Genomic DNA, 16,195 nt, shown 5'->3' with positions numbered 1-16,195 from the left:
GCAGGGGAAGGGGGCGCTTGTCAGTGGGTGGGCTCACTCGTCGGTGGGCAGGGCCGACTCGTGCCACTTGCCGAGCAGAAACCTTTCGGCAGCGACGACGGCACCGAACAGCAGCAGCGAGACGACGCTCGCGCCGAGCACCGCGAGGAACAGCTGCGGGGTGCGCAACTGCACCGCGCTCTCGGTGATGACATAGCCGAGGCCGCCCGCGCCGCCGCCGACCCCGGCCACGAACTCGCCGACGATCGCGCCGATCACCGAGGCGCCGGCGGCGACCCGCAGCCCGGTCAGGATCTCCGGCAGCGCGCCGGGCAGCCGCAGGAACAGCAGCTGGACCCGGGCCGGGGCACCGGCCATCGAGTACAGCTGAACCAGGTTGCGGTCGACGGACTTCAGCCCCTGGAGGGTGTTGGCGGCCACCGGGAACAGCGCGATCATCGCCGCCACCAGGGTGTTGGTCGCCATGCCCGGACCGAGCCAGACCACGAACAGCGGCGCGACCGCCACGATCGGGATGGTCTGGAGCAGGATCAGGTAGGGGTAGAGGCTGCGCTCCATCAGCCGCCAGCGGCCCATCACCAGCGCGCTGGCCACCCCGACCGCGCCGGCGATCAGGAAGCCCAGCACCGACTCGCGCAGCGTCACCCAGGTCGGGGTGAGGACGGAGTCGAACTCGCCCGTGACGGTGTCCAGCATCGTCGCCGGCGAGGGCAGCATGTAGCCGGGGATGTCGAAGGCGACGATCACCAGTTGCCACAGCGCGATCATGACGAGAAGCGCGCCCAGCGGCGGCAGCACGGTCCGCAGCGCCGGCGTCCGCCCGCGCCGCCCCGCCCGCCCGCCGCCCGGCGCCGGGCCGGCCGCCTCCGCGTCCGTCCTCGCGGCGGGGTGCACGGCGGGGTGCACGGCACCCTTCGCCGCGGTCTTCGCCGTGTCGGTGGCTGTCATGTCCCGGCACCTCCCAGCATGGTCGAGATCTCGGTACGCAGGTCCCGCAGCGCCGCCTCGTCGCGCGGCGCGCCGGCGTCGGTGGTGGGCGGGCTCGGCGAGCGGAACACCTCGACCACGCGGCCCGGCCGGGTGCCCATCACGGCGACCTGGTGACCGAGCCGGACCGCCTCGGGGATGGAGTGCGTGACGAACATGACGGTGACCTGGCGGGTGCGCCACAGGTGGATCAGCTCGGCGCCCATCTTCTCCCGGTTGAACTCGTCCAGCGCCGCGAACGGCTCGTCCATCAGCAGCAGTTCGGGATCGCTGGTCAGCGACCGGGCGAGCGAGGCGCGCATCTTCATGCCGCCGGACAGTTCCCGCGGATACGCCTTCTCGAAGCCCTGGAGGCCGACCAGGTCGATCGCCTTGCGGGCCCGCTCCCGGCGCTCGGCCTTCGGCACGCCCTGGAGCTTGGCGACCAGCTCGACGTTGGCCCGGATCGACCGCCACGCCAGCAGCGTCGGGTCCTGGAAGACGTACGACATCCGTTCGGTACGGCGGGTCATGGTGCCGCTGGTCGGGGTGGTCAGGCCGGCCGCCATCCGCAGCAGGGTGGACTTGCCGCAGCCGGAGGGGCCGACCAGCACGGTGATCTCGGCGCGCGGCAGCCGCAGGTCGATGGGGGCCAGGGCCCGGAAGCCACTGCCGTAGACCTTGTCGGCGCCGGTGAAGTCGACCAGCGGGCCGAGGCCGGTGGCGGGGGTTTCGAGGGGGGGCTGTGCTCATGTGGGTCACTCCTTCCGGATGTCCGCGCCCGCTCAGTAGGAGCCGTCCGGCGCGGCGGGCAGCGCGGACGGCGCGGCGACCTTCGGCAGCAGCGAGGCGTCGTAGAGGTCGGACGCCTTCGGGGTGGTCTTGAGCTGGCCGAGCTGCTTCATCTGGCTGATGAGGGTGTTCCAGCGGGCGGCCGTCATCGCGCCGAGCCGCTGCTCGCCGTCGCCGGCGACGACGTACTCGCGCTGCTTGTCCCAGGCGTACCAGACGCTCTGGCTGGTCTGCTGGTCGTTGGCCTTGAGGATGGCGGCGTTGGCGGTCTTGGCCACGCTCACGTCGCCCATGTAGTCCTGCCAGCCCTGCATGCTCGCCGCGAGGAACGCCGTCAGCTCCTCGCGGTGGCTCTTGAGGTAGGACTCGGAGGTGAAGAAGACGTCGTTGTAGGGGTTGTAGCCGGAGTCCGAGAACGGGACGAAGTTGACCTTCACGCCGGACTTCTGGGCCTGGTAGGCCTCGTTGGTCGGCCAGCCCTGCTGGACCAGGCCGTCCTTCTTCAGGAAGTTGGCGATGGAGCCCTGGTAGACCTGCGTGGTGAAGTCGATGCCGGTCTTCTTCTTCACCCATTCCGGGCCGAGCTGACCGGTCTGGGTGACCCAGGTCTTGCCGTCCATCTGGTCGAAGGAGGTGATGCCGGTGTCCGCGTGCACCATCACGCCGACCGGGTTGTTCTGGTAGAGGGCGCCGATCGCGACGATCGGGATGCCCTGCTGCTGGGCCTGGACGACCCCGGCGGCGTCGGCGAAGCCGATCTGGGCCCGTCCGGCGGCGACGAGCTGAGTGGCCGAAACCTGCGGTCCGCCGGACTGGAGGGTGACGTCGAGCTTCTTGTCGTCGTACAGCCCCTCGGACTTGGCGGCGAAGAAGCCGCCGCCCTCGGCGTCGGCGTACCAGGGCAGCACCACCTTGAACGCGGTGGCGCCGCTCGCGGCGGCGGACGAGGAGCCGGCGCCGGAGCCGCAGGCGGAGACCGCGACCAGGGCCAGCAGGGCGGCCGCGGCGGCGGTCGCGGTGCGGGGCAGGCGGGCGCGCCCGCGCGGGAACTTCGATGTCATGAGGTGCTCTTTCACGGGAATGGCCGGTGAAGCCGGATCAGAACGAAGGCAGGCTGCTCTTCGTGAGAACCGCGACGTCGGCGAGGTGCGCCAGCATCGCGTCCCGGGCCGCGGCGCCCTTGCCGCTCCGTACTGCGTCGAGGATGAGACGGTGGCCGTGGTGCGAGGAGCGCCGGGCCGCGGCGTCGCCGTGGGAGAAGGCGCGCACCGACTCGGTCCAGCGGTTGGAGAGTGAGTTGAGGGCCACCATCAGGGGGTTCTGCGAGGCCTGGGCCAGCAGCATGTGGAAGGTGATGTCGGCCTGGAGCGACTGCTCCTGCGACAGCTCGCGGGCGCTGGTCTCAAGGACGCGCTCCAGGGCGTAGAGACTGGCCCGGGTGGCCCGTTCCGCGGCCAGTTGCGCGAACTTCGGCTCGATCGTCTCGCGCAGCTCCGCGACATCGCGCAGCGTGCGCTCGGACTCCGACATCTCCTCGTACATGACGCGGACGTGGGCGGGTGCCTCCAGGACGATGGTGCCCCGGCCGGGCCGGCGCTCGACGACCCGCTTGGCCTCCAGCTCGTGCATCGCCTCGCGCAGCGAGGCGCGCGAGACCTTGAGCACCCGTGCCAGCTCGCGTTCCGGCGGGAGCTTGGTGCCGGGTGTCAGGGTGCCGTTGCTGATCAGCGTCTCGATGTGGGCGACGATCTCACTGCTCACACTGATCGACTGACGCACGAACGCGTCAAAACCGTCCAACGCCGGTCCTCCGACCATGGGATTGTGATGGGTGTGATGGTCAGACCATCTGATGAAGCGAACGTACGGCCGATCGTTTTCAGCCGGAAGACTTCACGGCAACTGGGAACCAGGTGTTTACACGGGACACATGCCCGCAACATGGGCGGCCGGTGGCCGGGTAGTGGACGCGGCGTCTCCGGCACCTGCTCGCCCTCTCCCACAGGAGCACACATGTCCGCCCGCAGTACCGTCCTCGTCGACGCCCACCACCACGTCTGGGACCTGTCCCGGCGCCCGCAGCCCTGGCTGGACGCGCCGGAACACGCCCCGATCCGCCGCTCGTTCGGCCTGGACGGTCTGCGCACCGCCGCGCGCCGGGGGCTCGCCGGCCGCCCGCTGACCCGTACCGTCCTCGTGCAGTGCGTCGCCTCGGTCGCCGAGACGGTGGAGCTGCTGGCCCTCGCGGAACGAAACCCGCTGGTCGGCGCGGTCGTCGGCTGGGTCGATCTCACCGCGCCGACCGTGCGGGACGACCTCGACGCACTCCTCGCCGCACCCGGCGGCGACCGGCTGCGCTCGATCCGGCACCTCGTGCAGGACGAGCCGGATCCCGGCTGGCTGCACCGCCCGGACGTGGCGAACGGCCTGGCCGCCGTCCGGGACCGGGGGCTCGCCTACGACGTGCTGGTCCGCGCCGCTCAGCTGCCGAGCGTGCTGCGGCTGGCGGAGCGGTTCCCCGGTCTCCCGCTCGTCCTGGACCATGCCGGCAAGCCGGATCTGCGCTCCGGCGCCGGGCTGCGCGCGTGGGGCGACGGCATCCGCCGGCTCGCCGCGTGTCCGCAGGTGACCTGCAAGGTGTCCGGCCTGGTGACCGAGGCGGACCACGACCGGTGGACCGCCGAGGACATCCGGCCGGCCTGGGAGGTCCTGTTGTCGGCGTTCGGGCCGCGGCGTCTGATGTTCGGCTCCGACTGGCCGGTCTGCGTGCTCGCGGGCGGCTGGCAGCGGTGGGCCGCGACGGTCGAGGAGTTCCTCGCCCCGCTGCCCGAGGCGGACCGGCAGGCGGTCCTCGCGGACACCGCCGGCGCGTTCTACCGGCTGACGCCGCGCTGACCCCGGTCAGCGCGGCGTCGATGCCGGGGCGGGTCACCGCGCCCGTGCGAGGTGACCGTGCGCGGCGTGTGCCGGGACGGTGTGCGCGGTCTCGGCGGGGTGCGCGCCGGCCGGTGCGGGAGTCATCGGCCTCGAAGGACACCGGCGTCCGGTGGGACGGTCGCGCCGGCCCGTGCGGGAGTCGTCACGTCTGGGGGCGACCGGAGGGGAACGGTTGTGCCGGGGCGGTGCCGTCTGCCTTGGCCGCGTCGGCGAGGGCCTCGGCGGCGGCTTCGGCCGCCCGCGCCGTGTCGTCCGCGGCCTGGGCGGACATGTCGCCGTCGGCCGGCTTGTCACGGGTGGCCGGGGACGGCGGCAGCACCTCGCTGAAGGCCCGGGACACCCCTTGCAGCGCGGAGGTGATCTCGCTGGGGATCACCCAGAAGTTGTTGCCCTGACCCTGGGCGAGCTGCGGCAGGGCCTGGAGGTACTGGTAGGCGAGGAGCTTCGGGTCGGGGTCGTTGCGGTGCACGGCCTGGAACACCTCGTCGATGGCCCGGGACTGGCCCTCGGCCTGGAGGATCGCGGCCGTCCGGTTGCCCTCCGCCCGCAGCACCGCGGCCTGCTTGTCGCCCTCGGCCGTGAGGATCTGCGACTGGCGCTGCCCCTCGGCGCCGAGGATCGCGGCCCGCTTGTCCCGCTCGGCCCGCATCTGCTTCTGCATCGCGTCCTTGATGGACTGCGGCGGGTCGATGGCCTTGATCTCCACCCGGTTGACCCGCAGCCCCCACTTGCCCGTGGCCTCGTCCAGGACGCCCCGCAGCTGGCTGTTGATCGTGTCCCGCGAGGTGAGCGTTTTCTCCAGGTCCATGGATCCGACGACATTGCGCAAAGTGGTGACGGTGAGCTGCTCGACGCCCTGGAGGAAATTGGCGATCTCGTAGAACGCCGCCCGGGGATCGGTGACCTGGAAATACAGGACGGTGTCGATCTCGACGACCAGGTTGTCCTCGGTGATGACCGGCTGCGGTTTGAAGGACACGACCTGTTCCCGCAGATCGATCAACGGGTGCACCCGGTCGATATAGGGAATGACGACGCTGAGCCCGGGAGTCAGGGTCCGGTGATAACGGCCGAGCCGCTCGACATTGCGCGCTCTCGCCTGCGGCACGATACGGACCGCCCGGACCAGAGTGAAGATCACGATGACGGCGACAATCAGGCCGGCGATGAGAGCAGCTGAGATATCCATCGTTTCAGTCCCGGGGGTAGACGAGCGCCGTGGCGCCTCTGATCTCGATGACGTCGACGGTCGCGCCGGCCGCGATCACCAGGGTTTCGTCATAGGAGCGGGCCGTCCACTCCTCACCGTCGATACGCACCCGGCCGGCCGCGCCCGTCACTTCCGAAAGGACCTGGGCGGGTTTGCCGACCAACGCGTCGGTGCCGAAGCGGGCCACCTGCGGCTGGGCGATGTGGCGCAGTGCGACGGGGCGGACGAACAACAGGCTGGTGGCGGCGAGGACGCCGAATGCCAGGAACTGGAAAGGCAGCGGCAGCCCGATCGCCGCGAGTCCGGCGGTGACCAACGCGGCCGCACCCAGCATTCCGAGTGCGGCGGTGAGCGTAAAGATCTCCACGACGACCAGAACCGCCGCGACGATCAGCCAGATCAGCCAGGGATCCATGACGCGCCTCTCACCGGTCGGGGAATGCGCGAAGACTCGATACTCGGATCTTTTCCTTCACTTTAGGCTTCCTTCTCCTGTGGTGAGAAGTGCGGGGACGACCGCGTTTCCGGCGTAGGGTTGCCGGATGCTGGAAGGAAAACTTGTCAGGCTGCGGGCGCTGCGCCCCCAGGACGCCGAGCACCACCTGCGGTGGCGCAACGATCCGGAGGTGGTGCGCTGGGCGGCGGCCGGTGACCCGTGTTTCGGGCCGGTCACGGCGGAGGCGATCGGCCTGGCCTTCGACACCATGCTGCGGCTGCCGCCGCGGGAGTCGGCGGTCCTCACGGTCGAGGATCTGGCCGGCGGCACGGTCATCGGCATGGCCGACTACCGGGATCTCGATCCGTACGCCGGGGTGGCCACGCTCGGGGTCACCATCGGAGAGCGGGAGTTCTGGGGGCGCGGTCACGGCGGTGAGACGGTGCGGCTGCTCGTAGATCATCTGTTCGGCGCGTACGGACTGCACCGGCTGGAACTCGACACCTGGAGCGGGAACGAGCGTGCCGTGCGCGCCTTCGCCAAGGCGGGTTTCCGCGAGGAGGGCCGGCGCCGGTCGGCGGTTCTGGTGCAGGGCGAGCGCCATGACCGGGTGCTCTTCGGGATGCTGCGGGCGGAATGGGCGGCGGGCCGGCCGGCGGGCCCTCCGCGCTGAGTGCCGGGCGGGTCCGCCGCCCGCGCCGTCCCGGGGCGCCACCCTGGCGATTCGGGCGTAATGTGCGCGTATGGGCGATGTTCGGTGCGGCTGGTGCGGTGCGGCCCCGCCAGAGTCGGCCGGACCGGACGGCCGCTGTCGCCGTCCGGCGCACCGGCGGGGACGGTGGCGGGCGCGGGGCCACCGGGCTGTCGTGCGCGGCGTGCGGACGGCCCCGGCCGTCGCCCGGACCGATGCCCCGCCGCAGGTGCGGGTGCGGGTGGGGAACTGATGGACGAGGCGTTGACGGCCGTGCTCCAGGGAAGCGGCGCGTACGGCGGGCTGCTGTACGTGCTGCCCCCGGACGGGGCGGCGCTGTGGCTGGCGCTGGTGGCGGGGGCGCCGCGTGAGATCACGGCTCCGTGGCGCCGGGTGGCGCTGACCGACCCGATGCCGGTGGCGGACGCGGTACGCGAACGGCGTCTGGTGTGGCTCGGCGGTCAGGAGGAGATGGCGCGCCGCTACCCCCGGCCCGCGCTCGTCCTGCCGTACGAGTTCGCGCTGGCCGCCACTCCGGTCGTCGCCGGTGACGAGATCCAGGGCGGGCTGGTGCTGCTCTGGTCCGGGGACCACGCGCCGCGGCTGAGCCGGGCCGAGCGGGCCGCCGTCCGGGCCGGCAGCCACCGCCTGGGGGAGCTGCTGCGGCAGGCCGCGGACCGCGGTGAGCCGCTGCTGCCCGCCGACCCGCCGAGGATCGTGCCGCCACCGGCCGGGCGCGTCCCCTCCCCCGCCGAGGCCGCCGCCGTCGCGGCCTTCCTCGACCGGCTGCCGGGCGGATCCTGCGCGCTGGACATCCAGGGCCGGATCACCTTCATCACCCCGGCCGCCGCCGAACTCCTCGGCGGCGATCCCGCCGATCTGGTCGGCGCCCTGCCCTGGGAGGCGCTGCCGTGGATGGACGTCCCCCAGGTGGAGGACCGCTACCGGGCCGCGCTGGTCAGCCGCCGGCCGCAGGCGTTCACCGCCCTGCGCCCGCCCGATGCCTGGCTGTCCTTCGAGCTGTACCCGGATCCTTCCGGCATCAGCGTCCGCATCACCCGCGGCGCTCCGGCGCCGGACGTCGCCGCGTCGCGGCCGGTGACGACCGCGGGTCCCAGCCGGGCCACCGTGCTGTACCACCTGATGCATCTGGCCTCCACCCTCACCGAGGCCGTCGGGGTGCAGGACGTGGTCGCGCAGACCGCCGACCAGTTGCTGCCCGCGCTGGGCGCGCAGGCGATGGTGCTGATGACCGCCGAGGAGGGACGGCTGCGGATCCTCGGGCACCGCGGCTACCGTCCCGGCGTGGTGGACCGCTTCGACGCCGTTGCGCTGGGCGCGGACATCCCCGGCGCCCGGGTGCTGGCCACCGGGGTGCCGGAGTTCTTCGCGAGCTTCGCGGAACTGCGCGAGCCCTACCCGGGCACCGTGCACGAGGACGGGATGGCGTCGTGGGCCTTCCTCCCGCTGATCGCGTCCGGCCGTCCCATCGGTTCCCTCCTCCTCGCCTACCGGCGGCCCCGCGTCTTCCCGCCCGGCGAACGCGCGGTGCTGATGTCGCTGGCCGGGCTGGTCGGCCAGGCCCTGGACCGCGCCCGGCTCTACGACGCCAAACACCGCCTCGCCCACCGCCTCCAGTCCGGCCTGCTGCCGCACACCCTGCCCCGCGTCCCCGGCCTCCGGGTCGCCGCCCGCTACCTTCCGGCCGCCCGGGGGCTGGGCGTCGGCGGCGACTTCTACGACCTGATCCGGCTCGACGCGCGCACCGCCGGCGCCACCATCGGCGATGTGCAGGGCCACAACGTCGACGCCGCCGCCCTCATGGGGCAGGTCCGCACCGCCGTGCACGCCCACGCCACCGTGGGCGCCTCCCCCGACAGTGTGCTGGCGGGCACCAACCGGCTGCTCACCGACCTCGACCCGGGCCTGTTCACCAGCTGTGTCTACGTCCACCTGGACCTCGCCGCGCACCGGGCCTGCCTGGCCACCGCCGGGCACCCGCCGCCGCTGCTGCGCCGCGCCGACGGACACACCGAACTCCTGCGGGTGCCCCCGGGTCTGCTGCTCGGGGTCGAGCCCGACTCCCTGTACCCGACCCGGGAATTCGCCCTGCCGCCGGGCTGCGTGCTCGCCCTGTACACCGACGGACTCGTCGAGGCTCCGGGGGTCGACCCCGACGACGCGACCGAGGCCCTGGCCGGACTGCTGGAACAGGCCGATCCCACCGACCTGGACGTGATGGCCGACTCGCTGGTGCGGCACGCCCCCACCCCCGGCGACGACATCGCCCTCCTGCTCATCAGCCCCGAGGGCTGAACCCGGCGGCCGCTACGCTGCCGTGCCATGCCGAAGACGCGTCTCGACACCGCCCGGATCCGCGCCGCGCGCCGGCTGATCGCGCCGGTCTTCCGGGACACTCCGCTGTACCGCTGCGAGGCGCTGGAGCCCGCGCTGGGGTGCGCGGTGAGCGTCAAGCTCGAGACGGCGAATCCGGTGCGCAGTTTCAAGGCCCGCGGCACCGAGGTGGCCGCGGCCCGGCTCGCCGGCCAGGGCCGGAGCGCCGTGGTGTGCGCCAGCGCGGGCAACCTCGGCCAGGCGCTGGCCTGGTCCGGGCGCGCGCGGGGGCTCGACGTGAGCGTGGTGGCTTCGCGTTTCGCGACCGCGGCCAAGCTGGACCGTATGCGCGCGCTGGGCGCCCGGCTGGAGCTGGTGGACGGCGACCACGAGACGGCCCGGGAGCGGGCGGCGGCCATCGCGCGGACCGACGGCATCCGGCTGCTGGAGGACAGCCTGGACCTGGAGACCTGCGAGGGCGCGGCGACCATCGGCCTGGAACTGGCGGCGGCGGCGCCGTCGTTCGACGCCGTCCTGATCGCTCTGGGCGGCGGGGCGCTGGCCACCGGGATCGGACACGTACTGAAGGAGATGGCGCCGGGCGTCGAGGTGATCTGCGTCCAGCCGCTGGGCGCGCCGGCGCTGACCCTCTCCTGGCGCGAGCGGCGGGTCGTGACGACCGGCGCCACCCGCACCATCGCCGACGGCGTGGCCGGCCGGTGTCCCATTCCGGCCGTCCTGGCCGACCTGCTCGTGGTCGCCGACGACGCCGTACTGGTCACGGAGGCGTCGATCGTCGCCGGGATGCGGCTGCTCCTGGACCACGCGGGTCTCGTCGCCGAACCCTCGGCCGCGCTCGGCGTCGCGGCGGTCCTGGAGGACCGGGACCGCTTCGCGGGCCGGCACGTGGCGACCGTCGTGTGCGGCGGCAACGTCGACCCGGCCGCCCATCGCCGCTGGACCGGCGGGCAGTGACGCATCACCGTGCCCGGCGGAGTGTCAGCCGTGCGCGGCGGTCCGGCGTGCCGCGTTGGAGACCACGGTGTTGCGGACGCTGCCGACGCGCTCCACGTCCACCTCGACGACGTCGCCCGGCTGGAGCAGCCAGGGCGGGGTCCGGGCGTAGCCGACGCCCGAGGGGGTGCCGGTGGCGAGCAGGTCGCCCGGCCGCAGGGTGAGGGTGCGGGAGATGTGGGCGAGGGTGTCGCCGACGCCGTAGACCATCTCGGCGGTGCTGCCGTCCTGGACGGTCTCGCCGTTGACGTAGGTGCGCACCCGCAGTCCGTCGCGCAGGTCGCCCACCTCGGCGGCGGGGACCAGCGGGCCGAGCGGCCCGGACCGGTCGCCGTTCTTGCCGAGGATCCACTGCGAGGTGAGTTTCTGCGCGCGCCGGGAGGTGAGGTCGTTGAAGGCCGAGTAGCCGACCACCGCGGCCAGTGCCTGTTCGGGTGAGGCGTCCACGAGCGGCGCGCCGACCCAGGCGACGATCTCGCCCTCCCAGTCGAGCCCGTCCTCGCCGGAGGGCACCGGTACTTCGGCGCCGTCCACGGTGAGGGAGCGGGTCCAGCGGGCGAACAGGGTCGGGTACTCGGGGAGTTCCTGTTCGCGGAACGAGCCTTCGGCGACGTGCTTGAGGTAGTTGAGGCCGACGCAGATCACCCGGGCGTCCGGCAGCACCGGCGGCACCAGGTCCGCCCGGGTCACCGCGACGAGGGGCCCGTCGTCGTTCGCGCGGCCGAGATGACCGGCCGCGTCGGCCCAGAAGTCGTCCAGGGCCGCCAGCACCCGCACCTCACGCCCGTCGGCGGACAGTTCCCCGACGTCGACCCGCCCGTCCCGTCCCCGGATTCCCACTACGCGCATCCGCTGTGCCCTTCCCGAGAACCAAACCCTTTAAAGGTTCGGAGGTTTATGCTTCGATGGCGACTATGCCTCAGACCAACGACGGTGGACAAGGCTCCGGGCCCCGGGACGAGCGCCGGCCGGCCCCCCTCGGAATCCGTTCCCAGGGTGCGCGGACCCGCGCGGAGCGGCTGGCCGAGGCGCTGGACGCCCGGATCCGGGCCGGCGGTCTGCCGGCCGGTGCTCCGGTGGGCACCCTGGACTCGCTGCGCGCGGAGACCGGCTTCGCGTACTCCACGGTCAGCGAGGCGGTCCGGCTGTTGCGGGACCGCGGGGTGCTGGAGATCCGCCCCGGGCGCGGCGGCGGGCTCTTCGTCGCCGACCGGGGGCCGGTGGTGCGGCTGCGCCACACCCTGCTCGACGTCCAGGACCAGCCCGCCACCGTCGCGGACGCCATCGAACTCCGCGATCATCTGGAGGTCCTCGTCGACGTCGGCGCCGCCCGCTGCCGCACCGACGCGGACGTCGCGGAGTTGCGCGTCCACCTGGAGCGGATGCGTGCCGCGGCCGACTGGGACGGGTTCCTGCGGGCCAACTGGGCGCTGCACGAGCGGATCGCCGCCGTCTGCCCCAACCGGATGGCCGCCGCCGTCTACACCGGGACGCTCGGTCATCTCAGCGGTACGACGTCCCGGCCGGCCGACAGCGAGCCGGCGTTCTCCGCGTACCGCGCCGGGCGGCTCGCCATCCACGCCGAGCTGGTCGACGCCATCGCCGCCGGGGACGAGACGGCCGTGCGCGCCGCGGTCGCCCGGCACAACACCACTGTCTGACCACGGGAAGGGCCGCCCATGTCTGCCGCCGAGTTCCGCCGGTACCTGTATCCGCCGGACCATCCGCGCATCGCCGAGCTGAAGGGCATGGACCCCTACACCTACCGGGAGTTCGCCCAGCGGCCGGGCACCTTCACCGGGGGCCTGGTCGAAGGCTGGCGGCCGCTGTACCTCGACGAGTTCCGGGGCATCACCGAGGACGGCACCCTGCGGGCAGAGGTGCACCCCTTCGCACCCGCCCGGGCCGGGGAGGAGGCACCGGTGGCCGCCATGGTGGCCGCGGCCCGGGAGCTGCTCGGCGCGCTCGACGACGAGGGCCGGCGCCGGATCCGGCACGCGGTCGACGCCCCCGAGTGGCAGACCTGGGCCAACCCGGAGTTCATGCAGTTCGACACCGGTCTGCGCCTGGAGTTCCAGTCCGCCGAGGTGCGGTCGAAGGCACTCGCCCTGATGGCGTCCTCGCTCAGCCCCGAGGGGTACGAGCTGGCGCACGGCATGATGCTGATCAACGGCTTCCTCGGCGAGGTGGTCGGTCTCGAGACCCTCCTCAACGAGTTCAGCTACCACATCGCGCTCTACGGCGACCCGGACCCACGGGCGCCCTGGGGCTGGCAGCTCTTCGGCCATCACTGCGCGCTGAGCTGCCTGGTGGTCGAGGGCCGCATGGTGCTCAGCCCGCTGTTCCTGGGCGCCGAGCCGGGCGAGATCGACGCGGGCCCGCACGCCGGGCTGTCCGCCTTCACCGAGCGGATCTCCCTGGGGACGGAGCTGATGGCCGCCCTCACCCCCGGTCAGCGGCAGGCCGCCACGGTGTACCGGCGGATGGTGGACCCGGCGATGCCGCCGGGCCGGGTGCACCCCGGTGACGAGCGGCATCTCGCCGGCGCCTTCCAGGACAACCGGCGCATCCCCTTCGAGGGGGTACGGGCCGACGGTCTCTCGGACGGGGCGCGCGAGCTGGTCATGCGCATCGCCCGGGAGTTCGTGCTGCCGCTTCCCGAGGGGCCGCGGGCCGCCCGGCTGCGTGAGATCCGCGAGCGTCTCGACGAGACCTGGTTCTGCTGGATCGGCGGCCACCAGCCCGGTGACGTCTTCTACTACCGCGTCCAGTCCCCCGTGCTCATCGCCGAACTGGACCACCACTGCGGTGTCTTCCTCGACTACGACACGCCGCGCCCGTTCCACGTCCACACGGTGCTGCGCACCCCGCACGGCAACGACTACGGGCGGGCGTACGTGCGCCAGTGGCAGCGGGCGCGCCGATGACCGCGCCCACGCCGGCGGCGACCGCCCGGCACCTGATCGCCAACCTGCTGCACACCTACACCGACCTCGCCGACCGCAAGGACGTGCCGGCCGCCGTCGCGCTGCTGGGCCGGGCGCGGGTGCGGTTCCCCGCCGACGGCTATGAGGAGCCCGCCGGGGCCCGCGCGTTCTTCACCCGGCTGTGGGCCTCCCCCGTACCGCACCGCCACGACGTGTCCAACCTGGTCGTGCTGGAGCAGGGCCGGGCGGGGATCTGGGTGGCGCGCGCCCACTACACGAGGTGGCTGCTCGATCCGGTGCCCCGCCCGCACACCCTGGGTGAGTACGAGATGGTGGTGCGGGAGCCGGAGTGGGAGGTGGCCGCTCTGACCGTCACCCGGACCTGGACGGAGGGCCGGGGATGACGGACATCGGCCGGGCCACCACCGTTCTCGACGTCCTGGCCGAGAGCCGCGGCCCGCTCACCCTGAGCGAGCTCGCGGCCCGCACCGGCCTGCCGCGTTCCACCGTGCACCGGCTGATCCAGGCCCTCGAACACGAGCTGTACGTCGTCGGCGCGGCCGAGGGGCCGGGGTACGTGCTGGGGCCCGGTCTGCTGAAGTTCGGGATGAACGCGCACCTGGGGCTGCTGGCGGCCAACCGGGGCCGGCTCGCCTCCCTGGCACGGGAGGTGAACGAGAACGTGGAGCTGGCCGTCTTCAGCGGGCGCGAGGTCGTGGTCGCCGACCAGATCGCCTCCGCGGAGCGGCTGAAGGGGGTCACCAAGGTCGGCCGGAGCTTCTCCCTGCACGCCAGTTGCATCGGCTGGGCGCTGCTGGCCCAGTTGCCCGACGACCGGGTGGAGCGGCTGCTGCCGCGGCGGCTGGAGCGGTACACGGAGCGGACCGTGACCGACCGGGCGGCGGTCCTGGCCGGCCTCGACGAGACGCGCCGCTCGGGCATCGCGATCGACATCGAGGAGCACGACCTCGGCATCTGCGCGGTCGCCACCGGCATGCGCGGACCGACCGGTGCTCTTCAGGCCGTGGCGGTGGTGATGCCCACCTGCCGGTTCCGCGGCAAGGCGGAGCTCGCCGTCCGGTGCCTGAAGCGCCTCAACCCGGTCATCGACACCGAGGCGGCGCTGCGGCAGTGCCGGCACCGGCCGACCGCCGGGCGCGCCGAACGGCCGGTGCCCCGCTCCTGAACGCAGCACCCGGCCGAGTACGCGGGCCAGCTTCACACGCCCGGCACACCGGCCCCCGGACGGGCAACCCAGCCCCCGAGCGCGACCAACGGCCGCTGCCCCGCTCCTGAACGCAGCACCGGCCGGGCGCGCGGGGCAGCCTCACACGCCCGGCACTCCGGCCCCCGGACGGGCAACCCAGCCCCCGAGCGCGACCAACGGCCGCTGCCCCACACCTGAACGGAACACCGGCCAGGCGCGCGGCGCAGCTTCACACGCCCGGTGCGCCGGCCTCCCGGGCGGCGGGCACCGGCGTACCGCCGTCGGGCCGCCGCCGGCCGGCGTCCGGCGGGCTGCGGAACACGCCGGGTTCGCAGGCCCGGTCGGCCAGGAACAGGCCGGTGACCGCGGCGAGGCAGAGCGCCGCGGCGCCGCCGAAGGTGAGGAACAGCCCGTCCGCGCCGCCCGCGGCGATCGCCGTGCCGCCGAGGGTGGGGCCGAGGAACGCCCCGACGCAGGAGGTGCCGTTGGACCAGCCCAGGGCCGCCGCCCGCACCGGCAGCGGGTAGATGCCGGACGCCGTGGTGTGCACGAGGTTCATGGTGGTGTGGCCGCCGATCCCCATCAGCGACACGCACAGCACGGTCGTCACCGGGGTGACCGGCAGGGCGACGGCCCCGGCGAGACCGAGCACCGTGCACACCCCGGTGCCCACCGCCACCCGGGCCGGGCCGTACCGGTCCGCCGCCCAGGCACCGCCGAACGAGCCCACGACGGCGGCGCCGGTGAGGGTGAACGTCAGCAGCAGGGCGGCGCGCAGCGAGTACCCGAGGTCGGTCATGGCGTCCGCGGCCCAGACGTTGAGGCCCTGCCAGGCCACCATGTTGGTGACGGCGGCGGCCGCCACCACGGCGGCGACGACGCCTCCCCGTCCGGCGAACAGGGCGACGAGTTTCTGCCGGCCGGTCCAGGTGCGGGCCGCGCGCTCCTGCGGGGTGTCCGCCGGGATCCGCGTCAGGAGCACGGCCACCAGCACGGCGAGGCCCGCCGCCGCGCCGGCGAAGAACATCGGCCGCCAGCCGAGGGCCGGCAGCACCGGGACCGCGAGGAGGGAGGCGGCCACTCCGCCCAGCGGGATGCCGGCCATGGTGACGGCCACGACCAGCGAGGCGCGCCGCGCGGGGGCGCAGTTGCGGGCGACGGTCATCGCCGTGGTGAGCGCGCCGCCGACGCCCGCCCCGGTCACCAGCCGGGCGACGGCCAGCAGGCCGGCGCCGACGGACAGCCCGGTCAGCGCCGCCCCCAGCGCGAACACGCCGACCGCCAGCACCAGCACCCGTTTCCGCCCGGTGCGTTCGGCGACCACGGGGGCCAGCGCGGACCCGAGCAGGGCACCGACGTAGACCAGGCCGCCGATCAGTCCGGTCTCCTGGTCGGTGACCCCGAGGCTGTCGTCCTTCAGCAGCAGCGGGACGACGGACCCGAAGACGATGAGGTTGAAGCCCTCGATGACGGTGACGGCCATGCAGAGCACGACCACCGCGGGATACGAGCGGGTCTCCGTCCCCGGCGGGGGGTCTTGGGAGGGTGGTGCGGACGGCGACAGGCGCATGCGGCTCTCCGAACACTCGGCGCCGGCGGGCGCGCGGCGCGGTGCGGGACATCGTGGAGAGGCCGCGGGGCGGGCGTCCTTCTTCTGTCCCGCTTTCCGGGACAGAAGAAG

Annotated in this window: 16 protein-coding genes; 8 read left to right on the top strand and 8 right to left on the bottom strand. The window is 73.4% G+C overall.

Annotation, left to right across the window (positions count from 1 at the left end; genetic code table 11):
• Positions 1–33 precede the first annotated feature (33 nt).
• The 4 genes from ACTT8P_RS13990 to ACTT8P_RS13975 form a co-directional block, all read right to left on the bottom strand.
• A complete protein-coding gene (locus ACTT8P_RS13990) occupies positions 34–948 on the bottom strand; it encodes an ABC transporter permease (RefSeq protein ID WP_442831945.1) in 915 nt (304 codons plus the stop codon).
• Positions 945–1,673 carry an ABC transporter ATP-binding protein gene (locus ACTT8P_RS13985; protein WP_442831989.1) on the bottom strand — a complete coding sequence of 243 codons (729 nt, stop codon included), beginning with the start codon at positions 1,671–1,673 and terminating at the stop codon, positions 945–947. Before ACTT8P_RS13985 ends, ACTT8P_RS13990 begins: the two co-directional genes overlap by 4 nt.
• A gap of 78 nt (positions 1,674–1,751) precedes the next feature.
• A complete protein-coding gene (locus ACTT8P_RS13980; protein WP_442831944.1) occupies positions 1,752–2,819 on the bottom strand; it encodes an ABC transporter substrate-binding protein in 1,068 nt (355 codons plus the stop codon).
• A gap of 37 nt (positions 2,820–2,856) precedes the next feature.
• Positions 2,857–3,576, bottom strand: a complete 720-nt coding sequence (locus ACTT8P_RS13975) for a FadR/GntR family transcriptional regulator (protein WP_442831943.1) — start codon at positions 3,574–3,576, stop codon at positions 2,857–2,859.
• A gap of 195 nt (positions 3,577–3,771) precedes the next feature.
• Here ACTT8P_RS13975 and ACTT8P_RS13970 point away from each other — a divergent pair, with 195 nt between their 5' ends.
• Positions 3,772–4,653, top strand: a complete 882-nt coding sequence (locus ACTT8P_RS13970) for an amidohydrolase family protein (RefSeq protein WP_442831942.1) — start codon at positions 3,772–3,774, stop codon at positions 4,651–4,653.
• Positions 4,654–4,837: 184 nt separating this feature from the next.
• Here the strand turns inward: ACTT8P_RS13970 and ACTT8P_RS13965 are convergent, their stop codons facing one another.
• Together ACTT8P_RS13965 and ACTT8P_RS13960 are read right to left on the bottom strand one after the other, a co-directional pair.
• Positions 4,838–5,884, bottom strand: a complete 1,047-nt coding sequence (locus tag ACTT8P_RS13965; RefSeq protein ID WP_442831941.1) for an SPFH domain-containing protein — start codon at positions 5,882–5,884, stop codon at positions 4,838–4,840.
• Positions 5,885–5,888: 4 nt separating this feature from the next.
• The gene (locus tag ACTT8P_RS13960; RefSeq protein WP_442831940.1) at positions 5,889–6,320 is read right to left on the bottom strand and encodes an NfeD family protein; all 432 of its coding nucleotides are present in this window, start codon (positions 6,318–6,320) and stop codon (positions 5,889–5,891) included.
• Positions 6,321–6,447: 127 nt separating this feature from the next.
• Here ACTT8P_RS13960 and ACTT8P_RS13955 point away from each other — a divergent pair, with 127 nt between their 5' ends.
• From ACTT8P_RS13955 to ACTT8P_RS13945, 3 genes are all read left to right on the top strand, one after another.
• Positions 6,448–7,014 carry a GNAT family N-acetyltransferase gene (locus ACTT8P_RS13955; RefSeq protein WP_442831939.1) on the top strand — a complete coding sequence of 189 codons (567 nt, stop codon included), beginning with the start codon at positions 6,448–6,450 and terminating at the stop codon, positions 7,012–7,014.
• Positions 7,015–7,284: 270 nt separating this feature from the next.
• On the top strand, positions 7,285–9,348 hold the full coding sequence (locus ACTT8P_RS13950; RefSeq protein WP_442831938.1) for a SpoIIE family protein phosphatase: 2,064 nt from the start codon (positions 7,285–7,287) through the stop codon (positions 9,346–9,348).
• A 27-nt stretch (positions 9,349–9,375) separates the two neighbouring features.
• On the top strand, positions 9,376–10,341 hold the full coding sequence (locus tag ACTT8P_RS13945; RefSeq protein WP_442831937.1) for a threonine ammonia-lyase: 966 nt from the start codon (positions 9,376–9,378) through the stop codon (positions 10,339–10,341).
• 24 nt (positions 10,342–10,365) lie between these two features.
• On the opposite strand, the gene ACTT8P_RS13940 is transcribed toward ACTT8P_RS13945, so the two are convergent.
• The gene (locus ACTT8P_RS13940; RefSeq protein ID WP_442831936.1) at positions 10,366–11,229 is read right to left on the bottom strand and encodes a fumarylacetoacetate hydrolase family protein; all 864 of its coding nucleotides are present in this window, start codon (positions 11,227–11,229) and stop codon (positions 10,366–10,368) included.
• A gap of 65 nt (positions 11,230–11,294) precedes the next feature.
• On the opposite strand from ACTT8P_RS13940, the gene ACTT8P_RS13935 reads away from it, so the two are divergent.
• Genes ACTT8P_RS13935 through ACTT8P_RS13920 form a run of 4 tightly spaced genes read left to right on the top strand, consistent with a single transcriptional unit; the run spans position 11,295 to position 14,493 of the window.
• Positions 11,295–12,041 carry a FadR/GntR family transcriptional regulator gene (locus ACTT8P_RS13935; RefSeq protein ID WP_442831935.1) on the top strand — a complete coding sequence of 249 codons (747 nt, stop codon included), beginning with the start codon at positions 11,295–11,297 and terminating at the stop codon, positions 12,039–12,041.
• An 18-nt stretch (positions 12,042–12,059) separates the two neighbouring features.
• A complete protein-coding gene (locus ACTT8P_RS13930) occupies positions 12,060–13,307 on the top strand; it encodes a DUF3500 domain-containing protein (protein WP_442831934.1) in 1,248 nt (415 codons plus the stop codon).
• On the top strand, positions 13,304–13,711 hold the full coding sequence (locus ACTT8P_RS13925) for a hypothetical protein (protein WP_442831933.1): 408 nt from the start codon (positions 13,304–13,306) through the stop codon (positions 13,709–13,711). Before ACTT8P_RS13930 ends, ACTT8P_RS13925 begins: the two co-directional genes overlap by 4 nt.
• Positions 13,708–14,493 (top strand): IclR family transcriptional regulator, encoded by a 786-nt coding sequence (locus ACTT8P_RS13920; RefSeq protein ID WP_442831932.1) that lies wholly within the window; start codon positions 13,708–13,710, stop codon positions 14,491–14,493. The genes ACTT8P_RS13925 and ACTT8P_RS13920 overlap by 4 nt, the downstream gene beginning before the upstream one ends.
• Before the next feature lie 250 nt (positions 14,494–14,743).
• Here ACTT8P_RS13920 and ACTT8P_RS13915 read toward each other — a convergent pair whose 3' ends face one another.
• Positions 14,744–15,997 (bottom strand): MFS transporter, encoded by a 1,254-nt coding sequence (locus ACTT8P_RS13915; RefSeq protein WP_442831931.1) that lies wholly within the window; start codon positions 15,995–15,997, stop codon positions 14,744–14,746.
• Between the last annotated feature and the right edge of the window lie 198 nt (positions 15,998–16,195).

The organism is Streptomyces sp. JW3 (genome assembly GCF_052216785.1).
Taxonomy (GTDB): Bacteria; Actinomycetota; Actinomycetes; order Streptomycetales; family Streptomycetaceae; genus Streptomyces.
This window is presented reverse-complemented; position numbering and strand designations above follow the sequence as displayed.